This is a genomic window from Klebsiella africana (genome assembly GCF_020526085.1).
GTDB classification, from domain to species: domain Bacteria; phylum Pseudomonadota; class Gammaproteobacteria; order Enterobacterales; family Enterobacteriaceae; genus Klebsiella; species Klebsiella africana.
On the sequence record NZ_CP084874.1, the window covers coordinates 680,296 to 695,219 of the forward strand.

Sequence of the window (14,924 nt, forward strand, 5' to 3'; positions counted from 1 at the left end):
GGTATCCACACTTAATTCGTTTGATTGGTGTCGGCAGACGGGCTGTCGACATTTAAAGCGAGGGCGTACTTATATTATTGCCGCTGCGCCTCTGCGCGGCTGTCGGGGGCTTCCCGATCGATACTCGGCACTTAAGCCGTTAAATACTTTTCCTTCACGTTGTTCTGCATTTTCTTACTGCTTTGATACAACGTGAAGGATACTGTCTGTCATTTATTTCTTCGCCAGCTCCTGGCTGATGGTCCAGAGCTCCCGGCGTTCTTCACTGCTTAAACCGTGTGTGCGATCGCGAGCTATCAACTCTTCCTGTCGCAGTTCCAGCAGTGAATCAAACATATGGTTGAGCGAGTCGGTGAAGGTTTGTTCAGCGATGTCTTTATCTGCTATATCGTCCCACATCGACAGTTTTTCAAGGGTTGCGGCCTCTTTTGTGCCGCGATATTGCTCTAAAAGTTGCCCGGTTGTCAGACCAGGCTGCGCCAGACAGCTCTTCACCAGTTCGCTGAACAGGCTCAGTCCCGGCATTTTGCGCGAGTCCAGTCCCTCCAGCGGCGGGACTAACGGCGCCAGATCCGGGTTTTGCACCAGCAGTCCTATTAGTATACGCATGGTCGTGCGTTTTAGCTGCGGTGCGGGACGCGGCGCGCCATTTTCCGCCTGTTTTGGCATTAATCGTTCAAGCTGCGCGTCATCTAAAATGCCCAGCTTATTGCCCAACTCCTGACGCAAATAGATGCGCAGCGTTTCGCCCGGGACCTGGGTTATCAGCGGCAGCGCCAGCGTGCTCAGCTGTGCGCGCCCGTCCGGGGTACTCAGATCGACCTGCGGCAGCAGGCTGTTAAACAAGAACGTGGAGAGCGGCTGAGCCTGCTCCATCCGCGCCTCAAACGCCGCTTTGCCCTCTTTACGCACCAGCGTATCCGGGTCTTCGCCGTCAGGCAGAAACATAAAGCGTAGCTGGCGACCATCGGTCATGTACGGCAGCGCCGTCTCCAGCGCGCGCCAGGCGGCATCGCGGCCGGCCCGGTCGCCGTCGTAGCAGCAGATGACGTTATTCGTCACCCGAAACAGCAGCTGGATATGATCGGCCGTGGTCGAGGTGCCCAGCGAGGCTACGGCATAGTTAATGTCGTATTGTGCCAGCGCCACGACGTCCATATACCCTTCGACAACCAGCAAACGCGGTGGTTCGGGGTTATCCTGCTGCGCTTCATACAGGCCATATAGCTGGCGGCCTTTATGGAATATGTCGGTTTCCGGGGAGTTGAGATACTTCGGCAGGGCATCGCCCAGCACCCGTCCGCCAAACCCAATCACCCGGCCTCGCTTATCGCGGATGGGGAACATCACCCGTTCGCGGAAGCGGTCGTAACTGCGTCCCTGATCGTTGGTGACCAGCATGCCGGCATCAATAAGCGACTGGCGGTTTTCCTGATTGCCGCCAAAACGTTTTAAAACGTTATCCCAACCCGGGGGAGCATAGCCGATGGCAAAGCGCGTAATCACCTCGCTGCTTAACCCCCGTTTCGCCAGGTACTGGCGCGCAGGGTCGGCGGCGGGTTGCATCAGAGACTGTTGGTAAAACGCATTCAGACCATCCAGTAACTGGTAGAGGTTCTGCCGTTGATGGCGCTCTATCTGGCTGGGTCCGTTGCCTGCTTCATAAGGCACTTCGAGGTTGTGCATGGCGGCCAGCTCTTCGACCGTTTCCACGAACTCGAGCTTGTCGTAGTTCATCAGGAAGTCGATAGCATTGCCGTGCGCCCCGCAGCCGAAGCAGTGGTAAAACTGTTTTTCACCGTTGACGGTGAAAGAGGGGGTTTTTTCGTTATGGAACGGACAGCACGCGTGAAAATTTTTGCCCTGCTTTTTCAGCTTTACCCGCGCATCGATCAGATCGACGATGTCGGTTCTGGCAAGCAGATCGCTAATAAATACACGTGGAATTCGTCCAGCCATAAGCCCCGTTATTTCTGATGACTATAAACGAAAATAAGCCGCGCATTCCTTTCGGAAGCACGGCCTTACAACTACAACTCGGTCTGAATTGAGAGCGTCGCTCTCAACAGATTAGTACAGACGAGTACGGCGTGCGTTTTCGCGAGCCAGTTTCTTCGCGTGACGTTTCACTGCAGAAGCTTTAGCGCGCTTACGTTCGGTAGTCGGTTTTTCATAGAACTCACGACGACGAACTTCCGCCAGAACACCTGCTTTTTCGCAGGAACGCTTGAAGCGACGCAGAGCTACGTCGAACGGCTCGTTTTCACGTACTTTAATTACCGGCATGTGCCTCTCACCTTTGATTAATTCGGTTTGCCGCTGGCCGCAATGCCAGCTTATTTCAAAATGGTGCGGAATTTTACTGCAACTACTGCTGCTTTGTAAAGCACCGGCGCCTTTTTTGAAAGGGACTTTTATAAGGGTGAGGAGTATACACGAAGAGAGCACCAGGGGTGAGCAAAGTTTTACATCGCCGGTCATTGGACCTACACTGCGCGGTATTGAAGCGAGGTAAAACAACTCATGCGTGTACTGGGCATTGAAACATCCTGCGATGAAACCGGCATCGCGATTTATGACGACCAGCAAGGTCTGTTAGCCAACCAATTGTATAGTCAGGTGAAACTGCATGCGGATTACGGCGGCGTGGTGCCGGAGCTGGCATCGCGCGACCACGTGCGCAAAACGGTGCCGCTGATCCAGGCGGCGCTGAAAGAAGCCGGTCTGACGGCAAAAGATATCGACGCCGTTGCCTATACGGCGGGTCCTGGCCTGGTCGGCGCGCTGCTGGTCGGGGCGACCGTTGGCCGGTCGCTGGCCTTCGCCTGGAACGTGCCGGCGATCCCGGTACACCATATGGAAGGGCACTTGCTGGCGCCGATGCTGGAAGATAATCCGCCGGCGTTCCCGTTCGTCGCGCTGCTGGTTTCCGGCGGCCACACCCAGCTGATTAGCGTCACCGGTATTGGTCAGTATGAACTGCTGGGCGAGTCGATTGACGATGCGGCGGGCGAAGCCTTTGATAAAACCGCGAAACTGCTGGGGCTGGATTATCCCGGCGGGCCGATGCTGTCGAAAATGGCGTCCCAGGGTACTGAAGGCCGCTTCGTCTTCCCGCGGCCGATGACCGACCGCCCGGGGCTCGATTTCAGCTTCTCAGGCCTGAAAACTTTCGCCGCCAACACCATTCGCAATAATGGCGACGATGAGCAAACCCGCGCCGACATCGCCCGCGCGTTTGAGGATGCGGTCGTCGATACGCTGATGATTAAATGTCGCCGCGCGCTGGAGCAAACCGGCTTTAAGCGTCTGGTGATGGCGGGTGGCGTGAGCGCCAACCGTACCCTGCGGGCGAAGCTGGCGGAGATGATGCAAAAACGCGGCGGCGAGGTGTTCTACGCCCGCCCTGAGTTCTGTACCGATAACGGCGCGATGATCGCCTACGCCGGCATGGTGCGTCTGCAAACCGGCGCCAAAGCCGAGCTCGGCGTGACGGTTCGCCCGCGCTGGCCGCTGGCCGAGCTGCCTGCCGCCTAACGCATCCTGAAACAGGCCGACGTCACGTCGGCCTGCCTTCCTGACTACTCCATACTTTTACACAGCGAGCAGATGGCTCCCTGATGCTTGTGCGAGTGCATCACATCCGGGCGCTCGTACTCTTCCTCACAGCTAACGCATTGATACACGGTGGTAGAGGCGTTCCCCGCCGCGTCATAGCGCGGCTCGGCGATGCCGTCATCCACCTGCTTAATATAGTAGCGCCCGCGGGTAAGGATCCCCATCAGCGGGGTCATGACAAAGGCGACGACCAGTGCAATCAGCGGCGAGAACGGCGCCAGCGTCGCCCCCAGCAGGCCGAAGAAGGCGCAGATCGACAGCCCGGCGGCCAGACCAAAGGAGACCACGCCCACCGGGTTAATGTTGTAGATCATGCCGCGGCGATACTCCGGCTGCGCGGGGGCCAGCTTGAGCAAGCCTTTATTAAAGGTGATGTCGGTCGCCACCACCACGACCCAGGCGATGGCGAAGTTGGAGTAAAAGCCGAGGATCCACGACAGGGCGCTGAACATATCGCCCTCCATCAGCGCCAGGGCAATCGCCAGGTTGACCACCACAAAAATAATCCGTCCCGGATAGCGTTTGGTGGTGCGAGTCCAGGCGCTGGTCCACGCCAGCGAGCCGGAGTAGGCATTGGTGACGTTAATTTTGATCTGCGAGATCACCACCAGCACCACCGCCAGCGTCAGGGCCAGCCAGCCGGGCACCAGGTTATCGAAGACGCTGACGAACTGCTGCACCGGTTCGGTATTGTGCACCGCCGGGAAACGGGTCAACAGATAGAAGCCGAGGAAGGCGCCAATGATCTGTTTGATCGCCCCTAACACCACCCAGCCCGGGCCGGCGGAAAAGACCGCCAGCCACCAGCTTTTACGGTTCTCCGCGGTCTTAGGCGGCATAAAGCGCAGGTAATCAATTTGCTCGCCAATCTGCATGATCAGCGACAGGCATACCCCGGCGCCGAGCATGATAGCGGTGATATCCACCGTCGACGCGTTGTTTTTACCGGCGAAATGCAGGAAGCCGTCCACCAGCTGCGGATCTTTGACAATCAGCCACACCACCGGCACCACCATCAGCACCAGCCACAGCGGCGTGGTCCACACCTGCAGGCGGGTCAGGGCTTTCATGCCATAGACCACCAGCGGGAGCACCATCAGGGTGGCGATCAGATATCCCATCCACAGCGGGATCCCGAGGCCCACCAGCAGCCCCTGGGCCATGATCGAGCCTTCGAGGGCGAAGAAGATAAAGGTGAAGCCGGCAAAAATAATGCTGGTGATCACCGAGCCGAAATAGCCGAAGCCGGCGCTGCGGGTGATCAGGTCAAGGTCAATGTTGTAGCGCGCGGCGGTGATCGCCAGCGGAATACCGGTGAGGAAGATCACCAGCGCCGCCACCAGGATCGAATAGATGGCGTTGCTGGTGCCCCACGCCATACCGATGCTGGCACCGATGGAAAAGTCGGCCAGATAGGCGATGCCGCCCAGCGCGGTGACCGCGACGACGCCCGGTCCCCAGCGGCGAAAGCTCAGCGGGGCGTAACGTAAGGTGTAATCTTCTAAGGTTTCCCGGGAGCCGGAAGTCCGCGTCGTCGCGGGTAATTCAGGGTTGAGATCCAGTGATGACATAGTCATTCCTTAATGGTTAGGCATGACTTGAATTAGCAAACCTTATGCCATATTGCAGGGCAGGCGTGGCGCGGAGGTGGGGGCAGGGTGATATAGAGATAGAGCAGAGGCTGCACCATCCGGACGCGCCTGCGCCCGGCTGGTGCAACAGGCCTATTTGCCGAGCATGCCTTTGTCTTCGAGGAAGGCGATAATGGTGCTCAGGCCGTCGCCCTGCTTCAGATTGGTGAAGGTCCATGGACGATCGCCGCGCATACGCTGGGTATCGCTCGCCATCACCTCCAGCGACGCGCCCACATAGGGGGCAAGGTCGGTTTTATTGATCACCAGAAAATCGGATTTGGTAATCCCCGGTCCGCCTTTGCGCGGGATCTTCTCCCCTTCGGCCACATCGATGACGTAGATGGTCAGATCCGCCAGCTCCGGGCTGAAGGTGGCGCTCAGGTTGTCGCCGCCGCTTTCCACGAAGATAAGGTCGAGGTTACCGAATTTTTCACTCAGCGCTTCTACGGCGGCGAGGTTCATCGAGGCATCTTCGCGGATCGCCGTATGCGGGCAGCCGCCGGTTTCCACACCGACGATGCGTTCAGGCGCCAGCGCGCCCGCTTCGGTGAGGATGCGCTGATCTTCTTTGGTGTAGATGTCGTTAGTGACTACCGCCAGCTGCCAGGTATCGCGCATCGCTTTGCACAGCGCTTCCAGCAAAGCGGTTTTACCGGAGCCGACCGGGCCGCCGACGCCGACGCGCAGCGGGTGTTTATAAGAGTTCATGGCTTCTCCTAGGAACGGAATAATCGGGAGTATTGGGTTTCATGCCGGGCAGAGGCGATAGCGGCGAGCGGGGTGGCCGATCCGATATCGCCGTCCGGCGTGTCCAGCGCGTGGGGCATCTGGGCCGCGTAGTAATCACAAAGACGTAAAATCAGCTGCTGGGCGGCCTGCTGGCCGAAGGGCACCAGCTTGACGCCGGCCATCACAGCGCTCTCAATCCAGCTGTAGCCCAGGCTGAGGGCCATCTCGGGCAGCGCAATGCGCCAGCGAACGCCGAGCCAGGCCATCCCGGCGAGCTGGCTTTGCTGGCACAGCGTGCGCCACGGCGACGGACAGTCCGGCTGCCAGTCGCTCAGCAGACGGGCAAACGCCGCACCGCGGTTGCGCTCCTCCTCCCGTAGCTCACGGGTCTCCCGGCAGGCCAGCAGATAGGCGGTCCAGCGCTGAGCCGCGGCGATATCGTCTTGTTCGCAGGTGCGGTACAGGCGGGCGAACAGCGGCAGGTCAACGGTAAAAAAGCCCGCCGTCATCTGCCGCCGCTGCCAGCGCTCGAAGGCCGCGACGTCCGGTACCCAGCCGGCTTCCACGGCCCACTCCAGCCCCTGGGACCAGCTGTAACCCCCTACCGGCAGGTTGCTGCTGGCCAGCTGCATCAGCCGCAGGCGTTGTTCCGCTGTCGACATGCTAGTGGCTGTGAGCGTGGTGGTCATGATGAGCATGATGATGACCGTGGCTTTCGCTGGCGTAAGCCCCGGCTTCCGGCTCGAACGGCAGCTGGCCAAAGGTCACCGTCAGGCCGAACTGGCGCAGCATATCGTCCAGCACGTGATCGTGATGGTAGCGCAGCTCGCCCGGCATGATCTGCAGCGGCACGTGACGGTTGCCGAGGTGGTAGCAGGCCTTCGCCAACATAAACGGATCGTCGCAGCGCACTACCGACACCCCTTCATCAGCGGCAATCACCTGCACAAACTCGGTGCCTTCTTCGTTGCTGAGCACATCGCCGCCGCGTAGCAGCAGGCCGCGGGGCAGCAGCAGGCCGGCTTCCCGGCCATCGTTGAGGGTGACCTTCACCCGGCTTTTGACGCGAACATCAATCGGCAGCGTAACGCTGGCGGTCGCGGCGGCGGGGGTCTCGAGACGTTGAGTTAAATAAAGCATCCGCTCTCCTTAGAACAGAAAATATCGTTGCGCCATCGGCAGAACGTCTGCCGGCTCGCTGGTGATAAGTTCGCCATCCACCCGCACCTCATAGGTCTGGGCGTCGACGGTGATGTTGGGCTGCAGGCTGTTATGCACCATGTCGGCTTTCTGCACCGTACGACAGCCTTTCACTACGGCGATCGCGCTGCGCAGGTTCAGCCGCTCGGCAACGCCATTGGCTGCCGCCGCCTGCGACAGGAAGGTGAGGCGGCAGTGATGGCGGGCGCTGCCCAGCGCGCCAAACATCGGGCGGTAGTGCACCGGCTGCGGGGTCGGAATAGAGGCATTGATATCGCCCATCGGCGCGATGGCGATCATGCCGCCTTTGATCACGGTGGCCGGTTTCACGCCGAAGAAGGCTGGCGACCAGACCACGAGGTCAGCCAGCTTACCCACCTCAATGGATCCGACTTCGTGCGCGATGCCGTGGGTCAGCGCCGGGTTGATGGTGTATTTGGCGATGTAGCGCTTCACGCGGAAGTTATCGTTATCCCCGGTCTCCTCCGCCAGCGCGCCGCGCTGCACCTTCATGCGGTGCGCCACCTGCCAGGTGCGGAGAATCACTTCCCCGACGCGGCCCATGGCCTGCGAATCGGAGGAGGTGAGCGAGAAAGCGCCGAGGTCGTGCAGCACGTCTTCCGCGGCGATGGTTTCCCGGCGAATGCGCGACTCGGCAAAGGCCACGTCCTCGGCAATGTCCGGGTCCAGATGGTGGCAGACCATCAGCATATCGAGATGTTCATCGATGGTGTTGAGGGTGTAGGGCAGCGTTGGGTTGGTGGACGACGGCAAAATGTTTGGATGGGCGCAGGCGGTGATGATGTCCGGCGCATGGCCGCCGCCGGCCCCTTCGGTATGGAAGGTGTGAATGGTGCGCCCGCCGATGGCGGCGAGGGTGTCTTCCACAAAACCGGATTCATTCAGGGTGTCGCTGTGCAGGGCGACCTGAATGTCCATTTCATCGGCGACGGTTAATGCACAGTCGATCGCCGCCGGGGTGGCGCCCCAGTCCTCATGAATTTTCAGGCCAATGACGCCCGCCGCCACCTGCTCGCGCAGGGCGTCCGGCTGAGAAACGTTGCCCTTGCCCAGCAGGCCGATATTGACCGGCAGGCTGTCGGCCGCCTGCAGCATGCGTGAGATATACCACGGGCCTGGGGTACAAGTGGTCGCGTGGGTGCCTGCGGCCGGGCCGGTGCCGCCGCCGACCATGGTGGTCACGCCGGAGACCAGCGCCTCTTCCGCCTGCTGCGGACAGATCCAGTGAATATGGGTATCGATCCCGCCGGCGGTGACAATTTTTCCTTCGGCGGCAATTACTTCCGTCGCGGCGCCGATGGGGATGGTGACGTTGGGCTGGATGTCGGGGTTGCCGGCTTTGCCGATGGCGAAGATCCGGCCGTCCTTCACGCCGATATCGGCCTTGACGATCCCCCAGTGGTCGACGATCAGCGCGTTAGTGAGCACCAGGTCGACACAGTCGGCGGCGAGCATTTGCCCCTGGCCCATGCCGTCGCGGATCACTTTGCCGCCGCCGAATTTGACCTCTTCCCCGTAGGTGGTCAAATCATCTTCCACCTCGATCCACAGCTCGGTATCGGCCAGGCGCACCTTGTCGCCGACGGTGGGGCCGAACATATCGGCATAGGCCTGGCGTGAAATATTACTCATCGTTTGCCTCCAGAGGGCCCATGATCGCGCCGCGGAAGCCGAAGACGGCGCGGTGACCGGCGAAGGCCACCAGCTCGACCTCGCGTTTCTGGCCGGGTTCAAAGCGTACCGCCGTGCCGGCCGGGATATTCAGGCGATAGCCAGTGACCTGCTGACGGTCGAACTTCAGCGCCGGGTTGACCTCGGCGAAATGATAATGCGAACCGACCTGAATCGGCCGATCGCCGTGGTTCTCAACGACCACGCGACAGGTCGCCCGGCCGGTATTCAGGGCTATCTGACCGGGCTTAACGTGATATTCACCGGGGATCATGGCGCTACCTCAGATAATCGGGTTGTGAACGGTGACCAGCTTCGAGCCGTCCGGAAAGGTGGCTTCGACCTGGATATCCGGGATCATTTCCGGGACGCCCTCCATCACCTGCTCGCGGGTCAGGACGTGACGGCCTTCCTCCATCAGCGAGGCCACGCTTTTGCCGTCGCGAGCGCCTTCCATAATAAAGGCGCTGATCAGGGCTACGGACTCCGGATAGTTGAGCTTCAGGCCGCGGGCCAGACGACGTTCCGCTACCAGCGCGGCGGTAAACAGCAATAGCTTGTCTTTTTCTCGGGGGGTCAGTTCCATAACGTTCTCTTAAGTCAGCCAGATTCGGGGAAGTACGGGGGATTTGCCAGTGAGATGAGGGCGCAGAAACTGCCAGACGTCGCGCATCACCTGTTGGCAAATCAGATTATCGTCACTGAGGAAACGTACCGTCAGCAGGCGGTCGGTCAGGCTGGCGCCGGCGTAGAGACCGAGCGGCGCCAGCGCGTCGCGCACCCCGTCGAGCAGGGCATCGGTAGCTGGATAACACAGCAACGTGCCGACCCAGGGACGTTCGGCGACGCTGGATAGCTCTCCTTCCTTTAAGAGCAGGCGCTCGACCAGCAGCGGCGCATCATCCACCCATACCTCCAGTCGGTTACTGAGGGTGCCATGGCTGAAGGTTTCGCCAATCACCGGGCGGCCAAGGCAGAGCAGATCCCAGGCCAGCAGCCTGCTGGAGGCGCAAAGATGAAAGGTGGTGAATAGCTGGGCATTCGCTCCGGGAAAGAAAATGGCATCCTGCGGGAGCCACTCCAGGGTCGCCTGCGGGGCAACGGTCAACTGCTGACGCATCAGCGCTTGCGCGCCGCTGCTGCGGTAAAACTTGCTGGCGCCAGGCATGGTGATCAGCGTATGGCAGCCGGGGGCAAGATGAGCGCTAATTGTCAGTTCATCACCGCCGACGATGCCGCCGGGCGGGTGAAGCAGATAGAGGTGACAGGTCTCTTCTTCCGGGTAAAACGGGCGCTGGACGGTCAGCGGGCCGACGTGCTGGGCGCTGGCGAGAACGGTCTTGCCGCCGGCCTGCTGAAAGCGCAGATCCAGCGTGGCCTGCCAGCCTTTTTTGAGTGGTGGTAACACGGTGCCGTGCAATGTTGCGCCCCTGCAAAATCAAGATAAAACAGCAGCAATGAGTATTGATCGGTGGGTGATTATCCCGGTCATATGAAACGCTTATGTCATCCGTAACCCGGTGCGTCGTGACGGGCGCGAGGGGAAAGCGGCATAACCGCTCCGAATTATTCACCCGGATTATATTTGTCGTCAATATCCTGATCCGCTGCCTGGTCGCGGCGGAAAAGGCGGCGGATCGGGTTGCGCCGCGCCGCCAGCCGCCAGCGCAACTTTTGCCTTTCCATACCGCTAACGCATTGTTACAAAAGGGGGATGTGGCGATGATCGCCTTTGATGGCGAGGAGGCGTAAAAGAGCGGGTGAAAGGTGCGATTCGCGCAGGGGAGTCGCCCGGCTGGCGGAGCCGGGAGGGGAGATTACTTCTGCTCTGGCGTTTTTTTCTTCTTCACGCGGGTCCAGATTTTGCTCTCCTGGCGGCGCCACAGGCGCTGAATGTTGTCGTGATGGCGCAGGAGGATCAGGCAGGAGAGCATCGACACCGGAAAGGTGTACTGCGGTTTGAACCACCAGACGTAGAACGGGGCGATCAGCGCACTGACGATAGCGCCCAGGGAAGAGTAGCCGCTGAGCAGGATGGTCAGCAGCCAGGTCCCGGCCATCACCCCGGTCAGATCGAGACCGATGGGGGCGATAGCGCCGAAGGCCGTGGCAACGCCTTTACCACCGCGGAAATGAAAGAAGATAGGCCAGATATGGCCTACGCAGGCGGCAATCGCCACTAAACCCAGCCAGAACGGCGTAAGGCCCAGCGCCCAGGCGCCCCACACCGGGAGCATGCCCTTCAGCACATCAAAAATAAGTACCGCTACGGCCGCCCCTTTTCCGCCAATTCGTAGTACGTTAGTGGCCCCGGGGTTGCCTGAGCCGCTGTCACGTGGGTCGGGCAGGCCAGCAAGGCGACATACCAGAATGGCGCTGGAAATGGAGCCGCAGAGGTAGGCGAGGAGTACCAGTCCAGGCGCGATTGCACTCATAACGCTGTTCCGTTTTGAAAATGTCGTTGTATTCTCTGCATCTGTGGATAATACGCATAATTCGCCGGAAGTGGTATCCGGTTTAGCTAAAAAGCAGGCAGGGCGTGATGGATATTGTATTTATAGAGCAACTTTCGGTAATCACCACTATTGGTGTTTATGACTGGGAACAAACCATTGAGCAGAAGCTGGTGTTCGATATCGAAATTGCATGGGATAACCGCAAGGCCGCTGCCAGCGATGATGTCAGCGACTGCCTCAGCTATGCTGATATCAGCGAGCGCGTGATCGCGCATGTGGAGGGGGGAAAATTCGCGTTAGTAGAGCGGGTGGCGGAAGAGGTGGCCGACCTGCTGCTGGAAACATTCCAGTCGCCCTGGGTACGCATAAAAGTCAGCAAACCTGGCGCTGTGGCCCGCGCGGCAAACGTCGGGGTGATTATTGAACGTGGCCTTAATCTGAAACAAAACTTTTCAAGTCATACTTGTTAAACAAATTGCGTTTATACCGGTCATAGCATCCGGTCATCAGGCAATTTTACTGGCGATGTCCTTCCAGAACGGTGGGTAAATCCGCGTGTACTTCCTCTACGCTGCGGATTTGGCGCGCTCTGGTAGCCGGGTTGTGCCTGTTGAACGATACCGTGTTCCTGGTTTTTTTCATTTTACTTTTTTAAAGGGTTTAATTGGATGAGCGATATACACTCGCTGCTGGTGGCGGCAATATTGGGTGTGGTTGAGGGTTTGACAGAGTTTTTACCTGTTTCCAGTACCGGTCATATGATTATTGTTGGTCACCTGCTGGGGTTTGAAGGTGATACCGCAAATACCTTTGAAGTGGTGATTCAGTTAGGTTCGATACTCGCCGTGGTGGTGATGTTCTGGCGTCGCCTGTTCGGCCTGATCGGCATCCATTTCGGGAAACCGCCGGCGCATGAAGGCCAGGGCAGCGGCCGTTTGTCGCTTATCCATATCCTTCTCGGTATGATCCCCGCGGTGGTGATGGGGCTGATTTTCCATGACACCATTAAATCCTTGTTTAACCCGGTGAACGTGATGTACGCCCTGATTGTCGGCGGCATATTGCTGATTGCGGCGGAAGTGCTGAAGCCGAAACAGCCGCGCGCGGTCGGGATTGACGATATGACCTATCGTCAGGCGTTCGTCATCGGCTGCTTTCAGTGCCTGGCGCTGTGGCCAGGCTTCTCCCGCTCGGGGGCGACTATCTCCGGCGGCATGCTGATGGGTGTCAGCCGCTATGCGGCCTCGGAGTTCTCTTTCCTGCTGGCGGTACCGATGATGATGGGCGCCACCGTGCTGGACGTCTACAAGAGCATCGGCTTCCTGAACATGGGCGATGTCCCGATGTTTGCCGTCGGCTTCGTGATGGCGTTTATCGTGGCGCTGATTGCGATTAAAACCTTCCTGCAGCTGATCAAACGGATCTCGTTCATTCCGTTCGCTATCTACCGCTTTATCGTCGCGGCAGCGGTGTACGTGGTCTTCTTCTAAGGCCTGCGCCCTCAGCCTTGCGGCTGGGGGCAACGCTGTTCCTTCCACTGTGCTACCGCCGCAATTCTCCGCCGCGTCAGCTCCTCGCGAATTTCCGCTCCTTTAAAGCCCGCCGCCACGACCTCTTTAGTGGAGACCGATTGCGCCACTTCCCAGGCCTCCAGCAGCAGGCGCCCCTGCGGGTAATCGCTGGCCTCGAAACCGGTGCGTCCGCGGACGTCGGCTTCGCTGGTGAGCGCGATCTGCTGCACGCGCTGCGGTTTGCGCCACGCGTCAATGCTGTCGAAGAGTTTGACGAGGGTTTTCGGCTGCAGGATCGGCAGGGTGTGGATCAGATCATGGTACTCCGCCACTAGTTTCGCGAGATCGCGGATATCGTTCGGCACCCGCAGACGCACGCAGAGCTGCTCCACCAGCTTGACTCCCGCCGGACCATGGCCGTGGTGACGCGGCCAGAGCGCCTTCGGCGTCAGCCCTTTGCCGAGGTCATGGCACAAGGTGGCGAAGCGCACATCGACGTCCGGCGACAGCATCGCGGCCATCGTGACGGTCATCAGGGTGTGCAGGCCGGTGTCGATTTCCGGGTGCCACTTCGCCGGGGCCGGCACGCCGTACAGGGCGTCAATCTCCGGGAACAGCACCTTGAGGGCCTGACAGTCGCGCAGCGTCTGGAAAAAGACCTGCGGGTTGCGAGTAGTTAATGCGCTTTCCGTCTCTTTCCACACCCGCTCCGGCGTTAGATGCGCCAGCTCGCCGTCCTCAACCATCGCGGCCATCAGGGTCTGAGTCTCTTCGGCAATGCGAAAGCCGAGGTGGGCGTAGCGGGCGGCAAAGCGCGCCACGCGCAGCACGCGCAGCGGATCTTCACTAAACGCGGGAGAGACATGGCGCAGCAGACGCTGGCGGAGATCGTTCTGTCCGCCGTAGGGGTCGATAATTGCGCCGTCGGCATCCTGGGCGAGGGCGTTGACCGTCAGGTCGCGGCGCAGCAGATCGGCTTCGAGGGTGACGTCAGGGGCGGCATAGCAGGTAAAACCGGTATAGCCCGCGCCGGATTTGCGCTCGGTGCGGGCCAGAGCATACTCTTCCCGGCTTTGCGGATGGAGGAACACGGGAAAGTCGCGGCCTACCTGTTGATAGCCCGCGTCAAGCATCTGTTGCGGGGTGGCGCCCACCACCACCCAGTCTCGGTCTTTGACCGGCAGCCCTAACAGCGCGTCACGCACCGCACCACCGACCAGATAACTCTTCACGCCTGATTCTCCCGTATCTGTTTTTCGCAAGATGATACGTAAGTCTGGCAGAGAAGACGAATTAGTTCATCCACCGATCTTTACGTTTGCGGCTTGGCACCAGATGCGGCAATACCAGACCGAGCAGCAGACCGACGCCCAGCACACCGCCGCCGTACATAAACCACTGCATGATAATGGTACGCTGTTTATCATCAAGCTGCAGATTTGCCGCATTCACCTTCTTCTGCGCGACAACCAGCTCGTTTTTCAACTTTTGGTTCTCGTCCTTCAGCGCGTTAATCACGCTGTCGCTGCCGGCGACTTTCTTCTGCATATCCGCCGTGCGCTGGTTCCAGGTGGCGTCGATGTTATTCAGTTTATCGGTCAGCGTTTTGACCTGGTTTTCCAGATCCGGGACGCGGGTGCGCAGGCTGGGCTCGTTGCTCAGCTCTTTCAGCGGGATCCAGGCGGTACGGCCATTACTGTCGCGAATTTGCGCGTAACTGGTGCTGTCGTTCGTTTGCAGTACCGACACTTCTTCCCCGGCGTTGATGGTGCCGACCAGACGATAATTATCGCCCGGGCCGCTGCGAACCCAGGTGTTCAGCTCATCGGAAACGTAGCGCTTTTCTTCTGCGTGAACCGCCGTGGCGGCGCTAAGCGCGAGCAAAGTAAAAGTAATCAGGCGTAATTTTGGCATCAGGTCATCGTTTGGTCATAAAAAGTGGAACGATAGTAGAGGCATCGCCAGAGCGACGCAAAGTTTTCCGCCACAATCGGAATCATCCAGGAGGTGGCCCGGCAAAAAGCGCGTTGCATGGCGATTCGCCGCAAAATACTATCTACTGACAAAAAATATCGTCGTAAGTT

17 protein-coding genes and 1 pseudogene are annotated in these 14,924 nt (G+C 59.4%); 4 read left to right on the forward strand and 14 right to left on the reverse strand.

Going from position 1 to position 14,924, the window contains the following annotated elements; genetic code table 11:
- Positions 1–213 precede the first annotated feature (213 nt).
- Together dnaG and rpsU are read right to left on the reverse strand one after the other, a co-directional pair.
- Positions 214–1,959 carry a DNA primase gene (gene dnaG, locus LGL98_RS03325; RefSeq protein ID WP_004149864.1) on the reverse strand — a complete coding sequence of 582 codons (1,746 nt, stop codon included), beginning with the start codon at positions 1,957–1,959 and terminating at the stop codon, positions 214–216.
- A gap of 111 nt (positions 1,960–2,070) precedes the next feature.
- Positions 2,071–2,286: a 30S ribosomal protein S21 gene (rpsU, locus tag LGL98_RS03330; RefSeq protein ID WP_001144069.1), complete on the reverse strand. Its 216-nt coding sequence runs from the start codon at positions 2,284–2,286 to the stop codon at positions 2,071–2,073.
- 237 nt (positions 2,287–2,523) lie between these two features.
- On the opposite strand from rpsU, the gene tsaD reads away from it, so the two are divergent.
- Positions 2,524–3,537 carry a tRNA (adenosine(37)-N6)-threonylcarbamoyltransferase complex transferase subunit TsaD gene (gene tsaD, locus LGL98_RS03335; protein WP_136031366.1) on the forward strand — a complete coding sequence of 338 codons (1,014 nt, stop codon included), beginning with the start codon at positions 2,524–2,526 and terminating at the stop codon, positions 3,535–3,537.
- A 44-nt stretch (positions 3,538–3,581) separates the two neighbouring features.
- Here the strand turns inward: tsaD and LGL98_RS03340 are convergent, their stop codons facing one another.
- From LGL98_RS03340 to LGL98_RS03375, 8 genes are all read right to left on the reverse strand, one after another.
- Positions 3,582–5,189, reverse strand: a complete 1,608-nt coding sequence (locus tag LGL98_RS03340) for a purine-cytosine permease family protein (protein WP_136031368.1) — start codon at positions 5,187–5,189, stop codon at positions 3,582–3,584.
- A gap of 153 nt (positions 5,190–5,342) precedes the next feature.
- A complete protein-coding gene (ureG, locus tag LGL98_RS03345) occupies positions 5,343–5,960 on the reverse strand; it encodes an urease accessory protein UreG (protein ID WP_002916877.1) in 618 nt (205 codons plus the stop codon).
- Between the two features lie 8 nt (positions 5,961–5,968).
- Positions 5,969–6,643, reverse strand: coding sequence for an urease accessory protein UreF (locus tag LGL98_RS03350; RefSeq protein WP_136031461.1), 675 nt, complete (start codon positions 6,641–6,643; stop codon positions 5,969–5,971).
- 1 nt (position 6,644) lies between these two features.
- Positions 6,645–7,121 (reverse strand): urease accessory protein UreE, encoded by a 477-nt coding sequence (gene ureE, locus LGL98_RS03355; RefSeq protein ID WP_109234201.1) that lies wholly within the window; start codon positions 7,119–7,121, stop codon positions 6,645–6,647.
- Positions 7,122–7,130: 9 nt separating this feature from the next.
- A complete protein-coding gene (gene ureC / locus LGL98_RS03360; protein WP_015958999.1) occupies positions 7,131–8,834 on the reverse strand; it encodes an urease subunit alpha in 1,704 nt (567 codons plus the stop codon).
- A complete protein-coding gene (locus LGL98_RS03365) occupies positions 8,827–9,147 on the reverse strand; it encodes an urease subunit beta (protein ID WP_136031370.1) in 321 nt (106 codons plus the stop codon). The genes ureC and LGL98_RS03365 overlap by 8 nt, the downstream gene beginning before the upstream one ends.
- A gap of 9 nt (positions 9,148–9,156) precedes the next feature.
- A complete protein-coding gene (locus LGL98_RS03370; protein WP_002916871.1) occupies positions 9,157–9,459 on the reverse strand; it encodes an urease subunit gamma in 303 nt (100 codons plus the stop codon).
- 9 nt (positions 9,460–9,468) lie between these two features.
- The gene (locus LGL98_RS03375) at positions 9,469–10,293 is read right to left on the reverse strand and encodes an urease accessory protein UreD (protein ID WP_136031372.1); all 825 of its coding nucleotides are present in this window, start codon (positions 10,291–10,293) and stop codon (positions 9,469–9,471) included.
- Here LGL98_RS03375 and LGL98_RS03380 point away from each other — a divergent pair.
- Positions 10,283–10,366 (forward strand): annotated as a pseudogene (locus LGL98_RS03380) (short-chain dehydrogenase); the annotation flags it as partial. The gene LGL98_RS03375 and the pseudogene LGL98_RS03380 overlap by 11 nt on opposite strands.
- 73 nt (positions 10,367–10,439) lie before the next feature.
- Here the strand turns inward: LGL98_RS03380 and LGL98_RS03385 are convergent.
- Together LGL98_RS03385 and plsY are read right to left on the reverse strand one after the other, a co-directional pair.
- Positions 10,440–10,559: a hypothetical protein gene (locus LGL98_RS03385; RefSeq protein ID WP_168435284.1), complete on the reverse strand. Its 120-nt coding sequence runs from the start codon at positions 10,557–10,559 to the stop codon at positions 10,440–10,442.
- 131 nt (positions 10,560–10,690) lie between these two features.
- Positions 10,691–11,308, reverse strand: coding sequence for a glycerol-3-phosphate 1-O-acyltransferase PlsY (gene plsY, locus LGL98_RS03390; protein ID WP_025710515.1), 618 nt, complete (start codon positions 11,306–11,308; stop codon positions 10,691–10,693).
- 107 nt (positions 11,309–11,415) lie between these two features.
- Here plsY and folB point away from each other — a divergent pair, with 107 nt between their 5' ends.
- Together folB and bacA are read left to right on the forward strand one after the other, a co-directional pair.
- A complete protein-coding gene (folB, locus tag LGL98_RS03395) occupies positions 11,416–11,799 on the forward strand; it encodes a bifunctional dihydroneopterin aldolase/7,8-dihydroneopterin epimerase (protein WP_032733826.1) in 384 nt (127 codons plus the stop codon).
- Positions 11,800–11,997: 198 nt separating this feature from the next.
- Positions 11,998–12,819 (forward strand): undecaprenyl-diphosphate phosphatase, encoded by an 822-nt coding sequence (bacA, locus tag LGL98_RS03400; RefSeq protein WP_110924707.1) that lies wholly within the window; start codon positions 11,998–12,000, stop codon positions 12,817–12,819.
- Between the two features lie 11 nt (positions 12,820–12,830).
- Here bacA and LGL98_RS03405 read toward each other — a convergent pair whose 3' ends face one another.
- Together LGL98_RS03405 and LGL98_RS03410 are read right to left on the reverse strand one after the other, a co-directional pair.
- Positions 12,831–14,072 (reverse strand): multifunctional CCA addition/repair protein, encoded by a 1,242-nt coding sequence (locus tag LGL98_RS03405; protein WP_136031374.1) that lies wholly within the window; start codon positions 14,070–14,072, stop codon positions 12,831–12,833.
- A gap of 61 nt (positions 14,073–14,133) precedes the next feature.
- Positions 14,134–14,754 carry a TIGR04211 family SH3 domain-containing protein gene (locus tag LGL98_RS03410; RefSeq protein WP_002916862.1) on the reverse strand — a complete coding sequence of 207 codons (621 nt, stop codon included), beginning with the start codon at positions 14,752–14,754 and terminating at the stop codon, positions 14,134–14,136.
- Positions 14,755–14,924: the final 170 nt, after the last annotated feature.

Coding starts and splice junctions, on each gene's coding strand:
- dnaG (WP_004149864.1), bottom strand. CDS start 1,959: ATGGCTGGACGAATTCCACGTGTATTTATTAGCGATCTGCTTGCCAGA.
- rpsU (WP_001144069.1), bottom strand. CDS start 2,286: ATGCCGGTAATTAAAGTACGTGAAAACGAGCCGTTCGACGTAGCTCTG.
- tsaD (WP_136031366.1), top strand. CDS start 2,524: ATGCGTGTACTGGGCATTGAAACATCCTGCGATGAAACCGGCATCGCG.
- LGL98_RS03340 (WP_136031368.1), bottom strand. CDS start 5,189: ATGTCATCACTGGATCTCAACCCTGAATTACCCGCGACGACGCGGACT.
- ureG (WP_002916877.1), bottom strand. CDS start 5,960: ATGAACTCTTATAAACACCCGCTGCGCGTCGGCGTCGGCGGCCCGGTC.
- LGL98_RS03350 (WP_136031461.1), bottom strand. CDS start 6,643: ATGTCGACAGCGGAACAACGCCTGCGGCTGATGCAGCTGGCCAGCAGC.
- ureE (WP_109234201.1), bottom strand. CDS start 7,121: ATGCTTTATTTAACTCAACGTCTCGAGACCCCCGCCGCCGCGACCGCC.
- ureC (WP_015958999.1), bottom strand. CDS start 8,834: ATGAGTAATATTTCACGCCAGGCCTATGCCGATATGTTCGGCCCCACC.
- LGL98_RS03365 (WP_136031370.1), bottom strand. CDS start 9,147: ATGATCCCCGGTGAATATCACGTTAAGCCCGGTCAGATAGCCCTGAAT.
- LGL98_RS03370 (WP_002916871.1), bottom strand. CDS start 9,459: ATGGAACTGACCCCCCGAGAAAAAGACAAGCTATTGCTGTTTACCGCC.
- LGL98_RS03385 (WP_168435284.1), bottom strand. CDS start 10,559: ATGGAAAGGCAAAAGTTGCGCTGGCGGCTGGCGGCGCGGCGCAACCCG.
- plsY (WP_025710515.1), bottom strand. CDS start 11,308: ATGAGTGCAATCGCGCCTGGACTGGTACTCCTCGCCTACCTCTGCGGC.
- folB (WP_032733826.1), top strand. CDS start 11,416: ATGGATATTGTATTTATAGAGCAACTTTCGGTAATCACCACTATTGGT.
- bacA (WP_110924707.1), top strand. CDS start 11,998: ATGAGCGATATACACTCGCTGCTGGTGGCGGCAATATTGGGTGTGGTT.
- LGL98_RS03410 (WP_002916862.1), bottom strand. CDS start 14,754: ATGCCAAAATTACGCCTGATTACTTTTACTTTGCTCGCGCTTAGCGCC.